This window comes from Shewanella sp. Shew256 (genome assembly GCF_002196695.1).
Classification (GTDB): Bacteria; Pseudomonadota; Gammaproteobacteria; order Enterobacterales; family Shewanellaceae; genus Shewanella; species Shewanella mangrovisoli.
The window spans coordinates 256,252-272,123 of sequence record NZ_NAJR01000002.1; the positions used below are offsets into that span (position 1 = coordinate 256,252).

The window sequence follows — 15,872 nt, forward strand, 5'->3', positions numbered from 1 at the left end:
CCGTGTTGCTGAGAAGGGTAGTCCAACATATGGACTTTTGTCAACAAATTTTACTTGCGGGACCGTAACTTTTACTGCCGTCATCTACGGTCTGTTTTACGCAAACTTGCACTGACTCCGGTGAGCGCATTGCTTGTTTCCTATCAGTGGGGATATCACATTCACGATTTAATTTGTGCGATGACAAAGCAGGGCTATCAAATTGATAAAATCTGGTTTAAGAATCGACGCTCTTGTGTTTGTGACGTAAAGGATGTTGAGTATATTCATTTTGATCAAGGATGGCTGAGATGAAATTTGGTGTACCTTTCGGACAGGATAAAACCACTGGCGAGTGGAAAGATGTTGCAGAGGTCGAGCGGGGGCTTGCCTGCGATTGTATTTGCCCTTCCTGTGGTTTGCGCTTATCTGCACGCCATGGTGATGAGCGCGAGTGGCACTTTTCTCACCATACCCGCAACATCCCCAAAGAAGAGATAGTCGATTGCGAGTACTCGTTTGAAGTGTCGCTTAGGATGATGGCGCATCAACTGCTAAGTGATGGCGCCGGATTAACTGTGCCAGAGTACCAAATTCAAGTAACAATTCCCCTCACTTTGCAGCACCGCTTTAAGCCTGAGGTTAAGTGTGCCAAACAAATGCTGTTAACGGCCAATGATGTTAAGTTGACGGTCGATGCCGACTTTATGGGGCACAAGGTCGATGTCTTGTATGAGTTTCCTGAGGCGTTCTTAATTGTGTATTTCGTCTACCAGGGGCGCAGCTTTCCGATAGATAAGAATCTGCTGCGGCAAATGGGAGCAGGTGCGATATTGCTGGATCTGGAGGTGTTATCCCACCACTTTTATCGCGATCCTCTGGCCGAAGGGGGTGTACTTGGCACTGCCAGAGCTCAATTACTTGGCTGGCTTAACACCGGCACCATAGCCAAGTGTTGGAAGTACCATCCAAGAGAGGATGGACGTCTTGCCGAAAAACATCGACTGATTGATGAGGCGCTGAAGGAGCAGAAATTGGCCGACAGTCTGATATCTGAGGATGTGGGTTTGGGGAAACGCACTGTGGCTGCAGGGGAACAATCAACCAAAGGTTCTCATATTGACCCGCGCAAACTTGTGCGCTGCACTTGTGTTTGCGGTAAGACATTCACGGGGATTAAAGGCATGGCAAATGCCTGTCCTATTTGTTGTACTCACCTCTATGTGACTCATAAGCGCTATATCTCTTCAGGCTTTGGTGGTTAAAGAAAGTGAAGCACCATCATGACGTGAGATGGCGGTGTAAAGTAAGTGTTTTAAAGATTTGATATCTTTTTGTCTCCCAAATATCGTTAGTCACATCTTCCAGAGTGGAGAGGTTGTAGTCTAGTCAAGTCTATGCGCGCAAGTATCCGCGCAGGTTTGCGTTTGTTTTTCAGCGTGTTGAAATGTGTGGGAGGCTATTCAATCATTGATTGCAATTAGAGATTGCTTTTCTTCAACCTGAAGAGGCTTTGAAGGGGCTTTGAAGGGGCTTTGAAGGGGCTTTGAAGGGGCTTTGAAGGGGCTTTGAAGGGGCTTTGAAGGGGCTTTGAAGGGGCTGTTAGTTTTGTTTATTGAATTGAAGAGATAACCTGTTACTCTGCCGTGCTTGACGCGTGCTTGACGCGTGCTTGACGCGTGCTTGACGCGTGCTTGACGCGTGCTTGACGCGTGCTTGACGCGTGCTTGACGCGTGCTTGACGCGTGCTTGACGCGTGCTTGACGCGTGCTTGACGCGTGCTTGACGCGTGCTTGACGCGTGCTTGACGCGTGCTTGACGCGTGCTTGACGTACTTTACAGAGCGGATTTTATTGCGTAATTTTTTAGTTCGCATCGGGAGCAACTAAAATTTTTGGTTTGTTCTGGTCGATTTTCTTTATCTTTCCCTTTAGCGAAATAGCTTACCCGATAGATTAACTGGGCTAGTCTGCGTACATCGCTTCGAGATACCAAGTAATACAGATTTTCTGGAAAGAAAATGCTACCGCTCATTTCCTGCCAAATCTTTGTACAAATCATCGTAATATTATGAGGGTGGCGTACAGTTTGCCCATTGAGTAACAATAAAATGTGATAATGCGGTGCATTTGCTGTGGCTTGTTCTCTGACCCAGGCATAGCGCATATCGATGCCTTGGTACTTTGCATTGAGTTGTTTGTTCAAACGTCTAAAAAATACCGTCATGCGTTTGTTGCTATCAACGCTGCTGGCTTGATGTAAATCGTATCGAATGGCGAGTAGCCGGTAGTGTTGCTGCTGATAGCTAATAATTAATTTAAAGAGTGAATTGAGAATGTTCAAATAACATCCTGAGCCTTTGTTATTGATTTTCCAATCTTGTCCTGCATAGTGAAAAAAGTCCGCATGGGTTATATGCATTGGTTGTTGTCCAATATTATTTCGGCAAGTGTGGTATGGGGGATAGAGATATTATTAATATCCCCGATTGTCTAACCATGTGTATTAACTTCCCGAGTGGCGTTTTCTGTGGTGTTTAGGTGTTTACTGTGTTTGTATTTTGAGGGTTAAAAACCTATCGGAATTATCGAAAACAACCGAACTCGTTCGATAATGAGCGCTAGACGTCCTTGTCTGATGCGTCATTGTGCTCATTGTTAGCGTCTTAATGCTGCCCAGGCATCTTTACGTTGTTTCAGAAGACTGTTTACTACCAGCGCAAGTTCATCATCTGATTCTTCTGCGGCCAGCGCCGCGAGAATATAGTGGATTTCATACTCGTACCAACCTACAGCACGACCCGATAAACGAAAGGGAGGAGGTATCAACCCAGCATTGATACGTTCATGCAAGGTGCTGTGGCTAATCCCAAGCATTGTTTTGGCTTCGTGTTTACGAACGATTCTTTTAACTTCAGACATAATTAACCCCGTAATGGATGTTGTTGAATGACTTCGGAAGCATCATGCCGAGAAGTTAAATAAAGGTCTGGTACAAAACAGCATTGAAATATTGCAGTTTTGTACTTGCATTGAGTTGCTAAAGCCTAGTTGTTAAGTTTGGGTGGGGAGGCTAGATAGGTTTTATTTCCTTGATCATCGATGAAGCTGATGATAGGAAAGCGCAAGCGTTTAGCATTTTTCAACTCAGGTTTACGAACTTTATTCCACCACCCTTTGCAAGTGTCGTGATCAACGACTTCTACATCCTTGTTATCGGAGCTCATAAATAAAATCGCGATAAAGTTGATGAAGTTAGCGCTGGCATCAGCTAAATCTTCTGGATGCTTTTGCGCCCAAATACTGCGTAAACTAAGTAATAGGCGCTCTTTCCCCGTCGTTTCCTTTATTTCCATTAGGGTCTGATTATATTGGAACAGCATTGGTGCTTTGCAGATTTGTAGCTGGTGTTTGATGGTCGATTCTAGGCTACTAAGCCCTGATAATAATTCTTGCTCTGCTTGTTTCGCGTCTGGTGTTTGACTCGAGTCCATAAACGAAAAGCCTTCGATAAGGCTAGGAGATGCGTTTTGGCTAAATTGTTTATTAAGATGGTTTAACTCTAAAGTTAAGGCTGGAAGTGTTGCCGTTAATCGTAACAAGGTTTTTTTGAACGCATCGATATTCGCCTTCATTTCAGCCAGTTTGTCATATACTGCGTTAACTTCATTGATTTCCCATGGGCTGGACATGACCCACTGCCGTAGTCTATCTATCTCGAAATCACTAAAGCCATATTGGTGTAGGGTTTGGCGATCATCTTGATGAATATTAGTTGTTTTGAGAGTTGTTTTGTCTACCATGGTTCCTCCTGAGATATCGCTAAACTAGCATTCGATATAGCAGCTTTAACAATATGTTTGCTCCACCAATCCATCATTTCTTTACGTCGTTCCAGATACTTTGCACGGTTATAGGCACTGCGAACCTGATTGCGGTCGGTATGGGCAAGCGCCGCTTCCACCACATCCCAATCAAATCCTTGTTCGTTTAACGCTGTGCTGGCTAATGAGCGTAGGCCATGGGCGGTCGTTCTATCCTGTAATCCCATACGCTTTAATGCCGCATTGGCTGTTTGCACATTGCAGTGGGTTTTAGGATCCCTATCCGCGGGGAAAAGATATTCACGATTGCCGCTGATGTGTTTTAGCGCGGTTAATATTGCGAGGCATTCATCCGAGAGCGGGACTATATGTTCACGGCTCATTTTCATTCGTTCAGCTGGGATCACCCATAGGCGCTCGTCAATATCAATTTCATCCCAGCGCGCCGCTGCAGCTTCGTTTGGTCGAGTCATAGTATGTAGCTGCCACTCGATTAAGAATCGTGTTGTCCGCCGAATGCTGGCATTAGCAATGGTGCGCATCAGTTCGGGGAGTTCTGCTGGTGGCATTGCCGCCATATTTTGCTTTTTAGGTTTCTTGAAGGCTGCTTTAATTCCCGACAAGGGGTTAGCATGGATTAAGCCTGTGTTGACGGCATAAACCATGATTTCGTTAATGCGCTGCGAAAGACGCTTTACCGTTTCGAGTGTACCTTTAGCCTCAATAGGTCGAAAAATCTTGATAACCATTGGCGCGGTGACCTGTCCTATCGGCGTTTTACCCAAATAGGGGAGGACATGCAGTTCTAGTGAGCTCCAGGTTTTTGCCGCATGTTCGCTAGTAATGCTATCCCGTTTTATTTCAAACCAGTCACTGGCTACTTTTTCAAAGGTGTTGACCTTTAATGCCGTTTCAGCGGCAATAGCTTGTTCTTTATGGAGTTTAGGGTCGATATTCTCAGCAAGAAGGGTTCTGGCATCTAAAACTAAAGCACGGGCTTTAGCGAGGGATATTGCGGGGTAGCTACCTAGACTTAGGTTGGTTCGTTTCTTATCTGATGGGCGAGTGTAGTTGAGTAGCCACAACTTAGAGCCATTGGGTTTGATCCTTAAACGTAGCCCTAAGCCATCAAACAGGTTGTACTCTTTTTCTCTAGGTTTAGCCGCGCGGATTTCGGTATCGCTAATTTGCTTGGTACTTTTTGCCATTTTGATACACCAAGTAGAACAAACTTCAATCAGTGTAGCCCTGGATGTATCTATTGCAAGCGGATATTAACGGATGAAAAAAGATGAAATAAAACAAGTAAAACTTGTAACTTATTGATTTTTGATAAAATAAGGCAAGAAAAAAGACGTCCTAGGACGTCTTCGTTCTTATATTTGGTGGAGGCGGCACTTGTTGAGCCAATTCTCTAACACACTGATTCTTATAGAAACCTGACGAGGTTTATGTAGCACAGAGTGTGGCACAATCGTTATGGCTGCACAATTGTTTATTGACCGACAGTATTATGTTTGACTCGAATCATTGAATTTTTAAGATTTTTCAATGATATTGGCGGTAAGTAAGGGTGAATATTATATAACGAAGGATGAATCGATGAAAAAAGTTAGGTCGCTGGTTTGTTTGATGTTTGTCTTTTGTTCGAGCAGTTATGCAGAATATGATCTGTCGCAAGCATGGCAATCAGACACATCAAAAGATGAATTTACAGGTAAGGTTACTTATTCTGCAACTGCTTATGCTGGAAGCTTTTTTAAGGGAGCTGATAAAAAGACGATATTTCTGGCTGATACCAGTCATTCTTTAGGTATCCGCTGTGATATAGCAACAGCTAACAGTATAGATTTCATGTTTACCTTTGGAGTTAAGGACGCTCTAGCAACCCCTAATTCAGCAGTCAGTGTACTTTTGAAAGTTGATGATAATCAGCCAGTTGAGCTATTAGGTCAACTTTATAGTAACTCTTACCGAGAGGGCTTCATTCGTTTAACTCCGAATAATCGGCAGCAGCTTCTTTCTGTAATCTCACAGGCTGCAGTAGGTAATAAGGTATTGATTCGTGTGTACGATGAAGGCAAGTCTACGATAGAAAATTATTCGGTGCTATTGAAGGGCTTTACTAAGAGCACATCTGAAGCATTAAAAGCATGTGCTGTTAACGGTGAAGATAAAAAACTTAGTGATGAAAATATAAAGCGTTTAACTGAAATAGAAAATGAAATCAAGCTGTTACAGTCAGAGCGAGATAAGATAAAAGCTGGATATTAGTTGATATATGTCTGCAAATAGAGAGGAAGTTTTAGTCGCTAATCTTTTGGCGAAACATGGGTTTGACGTTATATATGAACCTGATGGGAATATTCCTCCAGATATTTTGCTGGATGGACGCATTGCTGTTGAAGTTACAAGATTGAACAAACTGATATGCATTAATGGTCAGTACCGTCGTATCGATGATGACGCAAGCTCGATAATTGGAGTTCTCAAGAAAAGTATTAACTCTTCTAACGATTCTCTCCCTCCTAGATATCGAGTATCAGCCCATGTGCGTCGGCCTTTTGGGAACGCTAGGAAGTTATCGAGGAATGTCTCTAATGCTCTAGCAAATGCCGAGAAACGGTTATTATCAGGATCAAAGGAGTTTGTTAGGGAGTATGTTCCTAATACAAACGGTATGTCATTGTTTGTTCGCAAGAGTCCTTTGCAGCATAGCGAAGGTTTTTTATTAACTGGGGTTTCTGATTTAGATGCCGCATATCATGATGCATCCACCATTTTGGAAAGTGTCCGGTACTGCATATCAGAGAAGGAGAGCAAAGTTAAGAATTATCTGGAGCGTTATCCTGAATGGTGGCTGGTCTTAAGCGATACAATCACCTATGGTGGAGTGAGTGAATACATTGAATACATTAAAGAAAATTTATCAAAATCATGCTTTAGTCGGATAGTTATTATCAATAGTCTGTCGGGTGATATCCAAGCTGAAATACTCAGTGCTGACTAAAAGCAACTTCATCGTTGCTTTAGAATAATTCGCCTTACGCTTGAGAGAGATATACCAGTTTTCTTAGCTATATCTGTCTTAGTTAAACCCTCAGCAAGATACGATAATACTTCATCCGATTTAGCCTTTGCTGTCGGAGAACGCCCTTTGTATAGTCCTTTTTTTTTAGCTAATGCAATTCCTTCGGCTTGCCGTTCAAGCATTAACTCTCGCTCAAAGGTAGCTATAGCACCTACCATAGTTAGCATGAGTTTTCCTGTGGGAGTCCCTGTATCAATCCCAAGGTTCTGGATTTTCAGGGTGACTTTCTTAGCCGCAAGGAACTCTGCGATTTCCAGTAGGTGCCGAGTGTTTCTTGCCAGTCTGTCTAGTTTGGTAACGACGACTGAATCACCTTCACGTACGAACTCTAGCATCAGCTTGAGCTGTGGGCGGTCATCTTTAGCGCCGCTGACTTTCTCCTGAAATACCTTATCGCATGTACTCAGGGCGGCGAGCTGGGCGTCTAGGCTTTGTCCTGTGGTTGATACTCGGGCATATCCAATGGTTGCCATAATGGCTCTCCTTAGTTGGTCAATAGGGTCTAGGTTCACTGACCAAACGTGTCAAAAGTCGGAAATGGACCCATGTGACATGGTCTATGGGGTAATTCCCAAGGTGTCACATGGGCTTGGTTTATTGACTATGAATACAATGAGTTACTCAGCTTCTTGATCTGAATCACTCTCCTCGTTTTCCCATCGTTCTTCATCTGATAAATACCGCTCGACAAAGGCTTGGATGAGGATCGGCACTATGGTCAGTAGTGCGGCTTTAGCGACCGACTTCATTAATTCGCTAATGATGTTTCTCCTGTATGGCTGGCATTCAGGCAGCCGAAAGCCCACCACATGAACCCATGTAGTGATTTTCTGGTTAGTGCTGAATGGAATGGTGTTGGGGGATCAGTCCCAGTTGATGGTTATCAGATAGATATCATCGACTACGTAGCTTCTGAAGTTGGCTTCCCATAACCGATAAAGACCACTGAAATGGCTTAGCGGGTGAAATCCAACATAAGCCTGATACCCCGAACTCTCAGCGAAATTGAAGTCGATATCCTTTTCGAGTTCAGGGTAGTAGCGGCCTTGGTAGGCAAAGTCGGTGATATAGCAAACTTGCCACATGCTGGTGGCCTGTGAGTATTCCAAGCGGATTTCGACTGGGTGAAAGCCACCAGCATCGGCAGAGTAGCTTGGGTCACGAAAGTTAATCGTCACACCATGACTCACAATGGGCGGCAGATTCTTGAGCAGCAACCGCCGAATGATTTGCGTTAGGCTTAGCGTCATCGGCAATAAGCTTCTCGCGGCTTTGAGGTCAATCTGAATTGTTGGGGTCATATCCAGCCCCTCTCAGCAAAAGACACAACTTCATGGTGGCCAATCACTAGATGGTCTAAGGCTGGTACATCAATCGTTGCTAAGGCTTTCTTAAGACGCTCTGTGATGCGTCTATCAGCCTGTGATGGTTCAGATATGCCAGAGGGATGATTATGGGCAAATATCGCTGCTGCGGCATTCCTGCTAAGCACTAGCTTCACGACTTCCCTTGGATAAACCGAGGCTGCATCTATGGTGCCAAAGAACAGTTCTTCATAGGCTATCAAGCGGTGCTGGCTATCTAAGAGCATAACGGCGAATACTTCACGCTCGTAGCCACTCATACGTAGACGTAGATAGTCTTTCGTCAGGGTTGGTGTCGTGAATGCCGTTTGATATAGGGCAGAGTGACAATAACGATGCTCTATGATCGTGATTGCTTCCCTGATAATAGAATCTTCGCAGTTAGGGGAGGGGATATCGGGTTGATGATATGACATATTAACTCCTAATGTAATGTATTTACTCAGGATTCTTATGCCAGCTTCATTCGTCCGACTTGACTCGGGTATAAGGGATAAAACGGTCAGACATCCTTGTCTTAGTCGGACAATTTCAGTTTTGCGGGATTTGTTCGATCTCCCCATTTTCTAGGGGGATTCTTAGGAATTACTCATATAAAGAAAAGAACTGGTGCGAGTAATTTACCCCTATATAGAGTATTTTCAGACAGAGGAATTGGAATTGTGGTACAAACTTTATAACTTCATGTTTATAAATGATTAAGTTTGTACCACAAATTATGTCTTGTTGTTCCAATGTGCCAATTTTTTGAAACGGCTTGCACATAAAATGTCACTCGCAGGGGAGGCGAAGTACTCTTTGCTCCTTACCATCGATCAACATTTTGCTACGGCGGTATGGCTGTCCCTCTGTATCCAATAACTTCGCAAATTGAGCTAACTTTTGGTTGGTGTCTTTGATTAAGTTAGCGGTAACTGCTCGATCAAATGCGTCCCAATTATCTATCGAATCCACCGAAATATAAGGCTCTTTAGTTCTCGGGTGGATATAGGTTGCATTCTCTATACACTCCCTGCGTATAGTTGGTTCATGGAGTGGGTAGTCGAGTAAACGAGTTATTTTTAGCCAGTTATTCGCTTCACTCTCCTTCACCCTTATAATCTTATAGCCAAGTTGTTGTAGGTGAGCGTCTCGTTGCTTGTCTTTCCGCTGTTGCCTCACTGTTTGATGATAAGCTTCGTCAAACTCAAGGATGAATTGATCGGTAACCTCCCCTTCATCTAGCACTTTTACTATAAAATCAACACGATAATTTTCGATTTGGGCTTGTTCTTCTAGTTCACAGGAGCGAGCACATATACTTGTTCCTAGTCTTTCTATAAGTTTTCTCAGCTTTACTGCAAACAGTTGTTCAGCTCTCGCTCTACAAACAGGCGGTATGGGAACCCCTGTATATTCAGAGAGCTGTCTTAGCAAGTCACGATTATAGATAGCATTCGGGCCATGGGTGAGTAATATCATCGCATGCTTGACATTTAACTTATTGATATTTTTATAATCTTCGCACATTAACCATCTAGCATCCCCCCTTTCCGATATCGCTCCCTTGTCAATAGCCGCTCGTATGGCTCTACCTATCCATTGGGCATAGCGTTTATTTGAGCCGTGAACCAGTAGATAAAGCTTTCTCATGTTAAGAAACGGTTGCTCGTATTGGTTGTGTTCTTGAAGTATTCGTTTCTGCTCATCTAAATTATGGACACTTTCTAGTTCTGGAGGGCGGCACCAATATCCTCGAAACAGTTCGGCTAATTTGGTATCACTGAAATGGCGCTTAGTTCGTGAGTTCTCGATTAAGGACTGCCGATTCCTAAGGTATTCTTCTCTGTCAAACGGAGCTTCAACTACTCTATGCTGAGTAAAAGTTCGTGCTACAACTAGCGAAGCAGTATTCTTGAGAGGTCTTTGATTGGTACTATCTAGCTCATTAGCTGTATTAAGAGTGTTGTCATACTTTGAGCTTGAGAGTTTCAGTAAGTCGTTTAAAGTATTCATCTTACACCTCCACATCGCTAAGAGTTGACACGGGAGAGTAATGGAAAGCATCAGGCACTATTGGCTGAATATGTGCTGTGGCGGCTCCGTAGTCGATAGCATTTATCAGTGGAACTAAATGCGAAACTTCAGTACTGACTAGTCCACCATACTGACCGCCAGCGTGACCTAGCAAGCGGGAAATGTTTTCAGGATTTGCTTCAACTCGGCTTAGTTTGTCTTTGACAGAATGCCTAAAAGCATGTGGGGTAACATGCAGAGGTAATCCTAAATTATCCCTAAGTTGCTTAATAAACCATTCACTAGGCTTGTTGCTGTAGTTACCTTGTAGCAGACGAATGTTAGTAAATAAGCGTTCGCCTCCGTTTGCCCTTACATAATCAACAAAGGTGATAAACCCTATTCTTATCAGCTCATTATGAACAGGAATTGCTCGTTGGGCATTAGGTGTTTTCAAGTAATGATCTTCAGAGCTTTGTTCGACCATGAAGCACCAATGTTCTCCAAGCTTACGTATATTTCCCACACTAAGCTGCGAGATTTCACCTAGTCGCATGCCACTATAAGCGGCAATCAGCGGCAGCCAGAAATGGCTTGCATGCTGGATTTTCCTTGTCTTGATCCCTTTATGCTCAGCAAATAAGGGATGAGCAAAGATCTGCTTGGCTTCTTGGTCGGTTATCGGGTTACGTTTCGCCTGTTTCGATACTTTCGGCATGGGAATGTTATCGTCTGGCAAGGGATTTCGATTGATATACCCCATTGACTCACTCCATCGGAAAAACTCCCTGAGTCGATTCATATGATTATTGGCGGTGACAGAGCTAATTTGCATGCTGGCGGTATCAGTAGTGCAGTTTTTGATGCCATCCTTGTGGAGATCTTCTTGGGTCTTTCCTTTAATGAGTTTGGGCAGAATCCCTCTTAATGCTCTGCCGTGTTCACGGGTGAGAGTGCCGATTGCGACATCACCAAAAAAGCTGCTCGCAACCACTAGCGAGTGCTGGTACTGATTTATCGTCCTGACTTTCCATCCTTTGGCTTGATTCTCGCTAAGGTATTCCCCAATGGCCTGACCGAGTGGGACTATATTGGTGGAATTTATGGACGCGGGTTCAGTTCCCTTTGCGACATCTGAAGATGATTTTTCAGTTGACTGCTTTTGTTCTTCTTCTAAATCAATGGGTTGGTGATTTAGCATGGCCGAATAGATATCAGGTATACGGTCACAGACCATACGGGTGAGTTGATTGAGTTGTTCTGGGGGAAGAACTGGCTGCTCAGTATCAGCGAAATAGTCGTTAACGAGCCGTTGAGATTGACGTAGGTCGTTCAATCTTGCGGCTTCGGTTGTTTGACTTTTGAATAGTTGTAAGAAATCTATCCATATTTCATATTCATCTTCGGTTCTGGGGCTCGATTGCCAATCGGCCAGCTCCATACGATGGTAATGATGGATTATGTTTCTAGCTTGATTTTTCAGGGTTTCATAACAAGACGTCATTTGAGATTCCTCATGTGTTGACTGGTTAAACGTCTCGTAATTCAACCAAAAGCTGACTTTATTGGGGGGTTCAGGCCCGTCAACTCCACCTTTATGTTCGGTGGCAGCACTATGTCGTGTTCTCAAATAACTATCTGATAAAGAGATAGTTTGCTTGCTAATGAAACAATTGAGCAATAACGCTAACGTCCTAGCCTCTATTAAGTTGGCTGTCCGAAGCGAAACTCTCAACGTCGCATTTATACGCCTGTTGGGTAGCCTTTGTCTATACCACCAGACCGCATTTCGTTGATAGAGATAAGTCGGGAAAAGGGAAGCCATGTAGCACACTCCTGTAGCACAGTTGTGTCAGGCTCAGAAAAGAAAAAAGGACTGAAACCGTAATGGAATCAGTCCTTTAGGAAGGTGGTGGAGGCGGCGGGACTTGAACCCGCGTCCAGAAAACCTACATCCAAGGCGCTACATGCTTAGTCTTTCTATTGTTTAACCGTTTGAACTCCGAAAGACAGGATCCCACACGGTGAGTCCGGTACTGTTTCGCGGTTCACCCCCGGACAGGGTTCCCTCGCTAGCACGATGTGAGATGACCATCAAATCCACTGCCCATGTGCGAAACGTGTGGTAGATGGCTAGCGGCATTAAGCGGCTAGAGCGTAGTTATCGTCGTTTGCAACTATAACTTTGCGGCTTTTAACGAGGCCAACCGCCCCTCGGCATGCTCCCAGGGTTTCGTGAATCCTGTCGAATCCAGAATCGCCCCCAAGAAAGTTGATTGTAACTCGTAGCGTGGCGATAACCTAGTATCATTTGCTGCAAGTTCAATCGTTTGTTCATTATCCGCGCGTTTTTTCCTTTTTCATTACGCGGGCTTTTTCCACTTCCCACTCGCGTGCTTTGGTATCTTCACGCTTGTCGTGGTCTTTTTTACCTTTACCTAGGCCGATTTCTACTTTGACCCAAGCCCCTTTACGCCAGTACATGGAGATAGGGATAATCGAGTAACCTTGGCGCTCAACAAGACCGGCTAATTTGTCTAACTCTTTACGACTTAACAGCAATTTCTTCAGTCGAATCGGGTCGCACACCACATGGGTCGATGCGGTATTAAGCGGAATAATGGTACAGCCATGCATAAAGGCTTCGCCATTTTTTAAGAAGACGTAGCAGTCCGATAGGTTCACTTTACCCATGCGGATAGACTTCACCTCCCATCCCATGAGGGAAATGCCAGCTTCCATTTTTTCTTCGAAACGGTATTCGAAGGTTGCGCGCTTATTGCGTGCGATCGTCGCAGGCGCGGCTTTTTTTGAGTTTTTCTTTACCATAGTGGCGCCATTATACGCACGGTGAATCAATTTGAAATGGATATAAGGGTTTATTTGAGCTATTTCAAGCCCTCATCAATTTATTGCTGTTTTTTTATGCGGTTTTGCTTAGTCATCATAGGGATATGTGAGGGGTGCGTTTTTTAAGTATCGTGGTAGAATCCAAACCAATTTTGTTAGCTTCCCTAGAGAGTAGGGCGCGCGGAGTTCGCTTGAGACAGCGTGTTTACTTAGATTGAGAGTGCCAAGCCCTATGCCGCAAATTTCTCGAAGTGTGTTAGTTCGTTTTAGTGCGATGCAAATGTATGATTTAGTCAATGATGTTGAGTCGTACAAAGAGTTTTTACCCGGTTGTGTTGGCGGTAAAGTGCTTGAGTTTGATGGTAAAACCATGGTGGCCTCGGTCGATGTGAGTAAGGCGGGGATCCGTAAGACCTTCACTACGCGCAATCAGGTGGTGCCGGGAAAGAGTATCGAGTTAAGACTTGAAAATGGGCCTTTTAAACACTTATTCGGCCAGTGGCGTTTTACCGAATTGACTGAAGATGCCTGTAAGGTGGAGTTTGACTTAAATTTCGAGTTTTCCAGCTCATTGGTCGATATGGCTTTTGGTAAAGTGTTTAATGATCTTATGGTGTCAATGGTGACGGCATTTACCAGCCGCGCTAAGGTAATTTACAGTGACAAATGAAGCAGATAAGTTCGTCGTCGATGTTATTTATGCACTGCCGACTCAGCAAAAGGTGATTTCGGTTAGCGTATTGCCCGGCACGAGCGCGATTGACATAGTGCGTCAAAGCAATATGGTGAGTTTTTTCCCTGAGATTGATTTAGAAACGGTAAAGCTTGGGGTGTTTAGCAATGTGGTTAAGCATGACCAAGTGATTTTACCGGGGCAGCGTGTGGAGATTTATCGCCCGCTGATCGCCGATCCTAAGGATGTGCGCCGTCGCCGTGCCGATAAGGCTAAGGATGAAGGTCGTGCCAATAAAGTGACTGGTGGACGGGTGTCTTAATCTGTCCGCAACACGAACAAACAAAAAGCGCCATGAGCGCTTTTTGTGTTTAAGGCAAGTGTTAAACCAGTGTGCTTACTTGATTGGCTTTTGAACTTGCGCTTCGGTTTGATTTTCTTTCACTAATGGCTTTTCATCCGGGCGCTGTGCTGGCACGAGCGGCGCAGATTCAGCGGTGTTGGCCATAGGTAACTTACTCTGCTCAAGCGGCGTATTAAACTCTGGGCTTAATTCATAGTCGCCCTTCACTAAGCTTAATTTGTTACCGGTAAAGTGCAGGATCAGTTCTTTGTGGGTAATGCTCGCATCACGGCCACTCTTATAGTGGTACACATAATACCAAGTGTCATCGGCAAAGCTGTCACGCAATACTGGGCGACCAAGAATGTATTCGGCCTGCTCTTTGGTCATGTCGATACGCAACTTTTCAACCTGTTGCGGCTCCATGTAGTTGCCTTGCGGAATATCGGGCTTATAGATCAGCCAATCAAACACGCTACAGGCACTGAGCGAAACTGAGAGCGCAATGGCGCTCAGCAGGGTAAGACTTTGCTTTTTATTGATCATTGTATGCGCTACTTCTGAAAATCTGGCGGCCATCATACCCAAGCACTCCCCCTTATGACAAGGGTAATTGGGCGTTGCGGCGCTTATCGTTGCAATTGTGTGAGTTTTCGACCTAAGCGGCGCGTTTTAGTTCGCGATGAGTGAAGATTTTTATGCTGATGATTGCGCCTAAATAAGCTGCCCCGCGGTAAATTGCGCTGAAAAACCGTAAAGTTAAGCAAAGTCGAAATAGTCATGTAGCAATGTTGTGAAAACATGGGTAAAGTTGTGAAAGTGTTTTACTTTGATGGTGTTAGCATTTTCTCGCGACTTTAGGGAGTAGCATAGGGTTTAGCGGTTGCTATCAAAGTTATGGCTTGAGTTCATCAATAAGCCTGCGGTAGTGCATTTTTAGGAGAGACCATTGGGATCACTCGTTTGTGTGGGTACGGGGTTACAGCTCGCGGGGCAAATTAGCGTATTAAGCCGCAGCTATATTGAACATGCCGATATTGTATTTTCACTCTTACCCGACGGTTTCTCGCAGCGTTGGTTGACGAAGCTCAACCCCAATGTCATCAATTTGCAGCAGTTTTATGCGCAAAATGGTGAAGTTAAAAATCGCCGAGACACCTACGAGCAAATGGTCAATGCCATTCTAGATGCGGTGAGAGCGGGTAAAAAAACCGTGTGTGCACTCTATGGTCATCCGGGCGTGTTTGCCTGTGTATCCCATATGGCTATCACTCGCGCCAAGGCCGAAGGGTTTTCGGCCAAGATGGAGCCGGGGATTTCGGCCGAAGCTTGCCTGTGGGCAGACTTAGGGATTGACCCAGGTAACTCAGGGCATCAAAGCTTTGAAGCCAGCCAGTTTATGTTTTTCAACCATGTGCCGGATCCCACCACTCACTTATTACTCTGGCAAATCGCGATTGCGGGCGAACATACCCTAACCCAATTTCATACCTCGAGTGATAGGTTGCAGATCCTCGTGGAGCAGTTAAATCAATGGTACCCGCTCGAGCATGAGGTGGTCATCTACGAAGCGGCTAATTTGCCAATCCAAGCCCCGCGTATCGAGCGTTTACCTTTAGCTAATTTACCCCAAGCACACTTAACGCCGATTAGTACGTTGTTAATTCCGCCAGCAAAAAAGCTGGAGTACAACTATGCTATTTTGGCTAAGTTAGGGATCGGTCCCGAAGATTTGGGCTAAATTGAAGTGTGAT

Annotated in this window: 18 protein-coding genes and 1 other RNA gene; 6 read left to right on the top strand and 13 right to left on the bottom strand. The window is 44.5% G+C overall.

The features are described from left to right. The first annotated feature begins 290 nt into the window (after positions 1–290). Positions 291–1,244 carry a hypothetical protein gene (locus B5P39_RS04025; RefSeq protein WP_088210555.1) on the top strand — a complete coding sequence of 318 codons (954 nt, stop codon included), beginning with the start codon at positions 291–293 and terminating at the stop codon, positions 1,242–1,244. A 571-nt stretch (positions 1,245–1,815) separates the two neighbouring features. Here B5P39_RS04025 and B5P39_RS04030 read toward each other — a convergent pair. The 4 genes from B5P39_RS04030 to B5P39_RS04045 form a co-directional block, all read right to left on the bottom strand. Beyond that, positions 1,816–2,400 (bottom strand): YagK/YfjJ domain-containing protein, encoded by a 585-nt coding sequence (locus B5P39_RS04030; protein WP_088210556.1) that lies wholly within the window; start codon positions 2,398–2,400, stop codon positions 1,816–1,818. A gap of 236 nt (positions 2,401–2,636) precedes the next feature. Continuing rightward, positions 2,637–2,900 carry a helix-turn-helix transcriptional regulator gene (locus B5P39_RS04035; protein ID WP_088210557.1) on the bottom strand — a complete coding sequence of 88 codons (264 nt, stop codon included), beginning with the start codon at positions 2,898–2,900 and terminating at the stop codon, positions 2,637–2,639. Between the two features lie 125 nt (positions 2,901–3,025). Beyond that, positions 3,026–3,781 (bottom strand): hypothetical protein, encoded by a 756-nt coding sequence (locus tag B5P39_RS04040; RefSeq protein WP_088210558.1) that lies wholly within the window; start codon positions 3,779–3,781, stop codon positions 3,026–3,028. After that, positions 3,775–5,010, bottom strand: a complete 1,236-nt coding sequence (locus tag B5P39_RS04045; RefSeq protein WP_088210559.1) for an integrase domain-containing protein — start codon at positions 5,008–5,010, stop codon at positions 3,775–3,777. Before B5P39_RS04045 ends, B5P39_RS04040 begins: the two co-directional genes overlap by 7 nt. A 394-nt stretch (positions 5,011–5,404) precedes the next feature. Between B5P39_RS04045 and B5P39_RS04050 the strand changes: the two genes are divergently transcribed. After that, a complete protein-coding gene (locus B5P39_RS04050; RefSeq protein WP_140418323.1) occupies positions 5,405–6,076 on the top strand; it encodes a hypothetical protein in 672 nt (223 codons plus the stop codon). A gap of 7 nt (positions 6,077–6,083) precedes the next feature. Continuing rightward, positions 6,084–6,812, top strand: a complete 729-nt coding sequence (locus B5P39_RS04055) for a hypothetical protein (protein WP_088210561.1) — start codon at positions 6,084–6,086, stop codon at positions 6,810–6,812. A gap of 8 nt (positions 6,813–6,820) precedes the next feature. On the opposite strand, the gene B5P39_RS04060 is transcribed toward B5P39_RS04055, so the two are convergent. The 8 genes from B5P39_RS04060 to smpB form a co-directional block, all read right to left on the bottom strand. Further along, on the bottom strand, positions 6,821–7,366 hold the full coding sequence (locus B5P39_RS04060; protein WP_088210562.1) for a recombinase family protein: 546 nt from the start codon (positions 7,364–7,366) through the stop codon (positions 6,821–6,823). Positions 7,367–7,510: 144 nt separating this feature from the next. Then, positions 7,511–7,642: a hypothetical protein gene (locus B5P39_RS24875; RefSeq protein WP_254915692.1), complete on the bottom strand. Its 132-nt coding sequence runs from the start codon at positions 7,640–7,642 to the stop codon at positions 7,511–7,513. A gap of 114 nt (positions 7,643–7,756) precedes the next feature. Then, a complete protein-coding gene (locus B5P39_RS04065) occupies positions 7,757–8,194 on the bottom strand; it encodes a DUF2787 family protein (protein WP_088210563.1) in 438 nt (145 codons plus the stop codon). Continuing rightward, positions 8,191–8,673, bottom strand: coding sequence for a RadC family protein (gene radC / locus B5P39_RS04070; RefSeq protein WP_088210564.1), 483 nt, complete (start codon positions 8,671–8,673; stop codon positions 8,191–8,193). The genes B5P39_RS04065 and radC overlap by 4 nt, the downstream gene beginning before the upstream one ends. A 355-nt stretch (positions 8,674–9,028) precedes the next feature. Continuing rightward, complete coding sequence (locus B5P39_RS04075; RefSeq protein ID WP_176399857.1) at positions 9,029–10,252, bottom strand: DUF559 domain-containing protein; 1,224 nt, start codon at positions 10,250–10,252, stop codon at positions 9,029–9,031. Between the two features lies 1 nt (position 10,253). Beyond that, entirely contained in the window at positions 10,254–11,756 is a 1,503-nt protein-coding gene (locus B5P39_RS04080; RefSeq protein WP_176399858.1) for a site-specific integrase, read from the bottom strand. A gap of 406 nt (positions 11,757–12,162) precedes the next feature. Then, positions 12,163–12,517, bottom strand: a transfer-messenger RNA (tmRNA) gene (ssrA, locus tag B5P39_RS04085). A gap of 72 nt (positions 12,518–12,589) precedes the next feature. Further along, entirely contained in the window at positions 12,590–13,081 is a 492-nt protein-coding gene (smpB, locus tag B5P39_RS04090; RefSeq protein WP_011623527.1) for an SsrA-binding protein SmpB, read from the bottom strand. 253 nt (positions 13,082–13,334) lie between these two features. Between smpB and B5P39_RS04095 the strand changes: the two genes are divergently transcribed. Both B5P39_RS04095 and B5P39_RS04100 read left to right on the top strand, forming a co-directional pair. Beyond that, positions 13,335–13,772: a type II toxin-antitoxin system RatA family toxin gene (locus B5P39_RS04095; RefSeq protein ID WP_011623526.1), complete on the top strand. Its 438-nt coding sequence runs from the start codon at positions 13,335–13,337 to the stop codon at positions 13,770–13,772. Next, positions 13,762–14,097 (top strand): RnfH family protein, encoded by a 336-nt coding sequence (locus B5P39_RS04100; RefSeq protein ID WP_011623525.1) that lies wholly within the window; start codon positions 13,762–13,764, stop codon positions 14,095–14,097. The genes B5P39_RS04095 and B5P39_RS04100 overlap by 11 nt, the downstream gene beginning before the upstream one ends. A gap of 75 nt (positions 14,098–14,172) precedes the next feature. Here the strand turns inward: B5P39_RS04100 and B5P39_RS04105 are convergent, their stop codons facing one another. Next, on the bottom strand, positions 14,173–14,664 hold the full coding sequence (locus tag B5P39_RS04105; RefSeq protein WP_039978606.1) for an outer membrane protein assembly factor BamE: 492 nt from the start codon (positions 14,662–14,664) through the stop codon (positions 14,173–14,175). Positions 14,665–15,067: 403 nt separating this feature from the next. Here B5P39_RS04105 and B5P39_RS04110 point away from each other — a divergent pair, with 403 nt between their 5' ends. Further along, a complete protein-coding gene (locus B5P39_RS04110) occupies positions 15,068–15,859 on the top strand; it encodes an SAM-dependent methyltransferase (RefSeq protein WP_088210567.1) in 792 nt (263 codons plus the stop codon). The last annotated feature ends 13 nt before the right edge of the window (positions 15,860–15,872 follow it).

Bases quoted from the DNA above. Each gene is read 5' to 3' on its own strand.
- B5P39_RS04065 (WP_088210563.1), bottom strand. From the start codon at position 8,194: ATGACCCCAACAATTCAGATTGACCTCAAAGCCGCGAGAAGCTTATTG.
- B5P39_RS04030 (WP_088210556.1), bottom strand. From the start codon at position 2,400: ATGCATATAACCCATGCGGACTTTTTTCACTATGCAGGACAAGATTGG.
- B5P39_RS04095 (WP_011623526.1), top strand. From the start codon at position 13,335: ATGCCGCAAATTTCTCGAAGTGTGTTAGTTCGTTTTAGTGCGATGCAA.
- B5P39_RS04025 (WP_088210555.1), top strand. From the start codon at position 291: ATGAAATTTGGTGTACCTTTCGGACAGGATAAAACCACTGGCGAGTGG.
- B5P39_RS04050 (WP_140418323.1), top strand. From the start codon at position 5,405: ATGAAAAAAGTTAGGTCGCTGGTTTGTTTGATGTTTGTCTTTTGTTCG.
- B5P39_RS04035 (WP_088210557.1), bottom strand. From the start codon at position 2,900: ATGTCTGAAGTTAAAAGAATCGTTCGTAAACACGAAGCCAAAACAATG.
- B5P39_RS04055 (WP_088210561.1), top strand. From the start codon at position 6,084: ATGTCTGCAAATAGAGAGGAAGTTTTAGTCGCTAATCTTTTGGCGAAA.
- smpB (WP_011623527.1), bottom strand. From the start codon at position 13,081: ATGGTAAAGAAAAACTCAAAAAAAGCCGCGCCTGCGACGATCGCACGC.
- B5P39_RS04075 (WP_176399857.1), bottom strand. From the start codon at position 10,252: ATGAATACTTTAAACGACTTACTGAAACTCTCAAGCTCAAAGTATGAC.
- B5P39_RS04080 (WP_176399858.1), bottom strand. From the start codon at position 11,756: ATGACGTCTTGTTATGAAACCCTGAAAAATCAAGCTAGAAACATAATC.
- B5P39_RS04045 (WP_088210559.1), bottom strand. From the start codon at position 5,010: ATGGCAAAAAGTACCAAGCAAATTAGCGATACCGAAATCCGCGCGGCT.
- B5P39_RS04105 (WP_039978606.1), bottom strand. From the start codon at position 14,664: ATGATCAATAAAAAGCAAAGTCTTACCCTGCTGAGCGCCATTGCGCTC.
- radC (WP_088210564.1), bottom strand. From the start codon at position 8,673: ATGTCATATCATCAACCCGATATCCCCTCCCCTAACTGCGAAGATTCT.
- B5P39_RS24875 (WP_254915692.1), bottom strand. From the start codon at position 7,642: ATGAAGTCGGTCGCTAAAGCCGCACTACTGACCATAGTGCCGATCCTC.
- B5P39_RS04040 (WP_088210558.1), bottom strand. From the start codon at position 3,781: ATGGTAGACAAAACAACTCTCAAAACAACTAATATTCATCAAGATGAT.
- B5P39_RS04060 (WP_088210562.1), bottom strand. From the start codon at position 7,366: ATGGCAACCATTGGATATGCCCGAGTATCAACCACAGGACAAAGCCTA.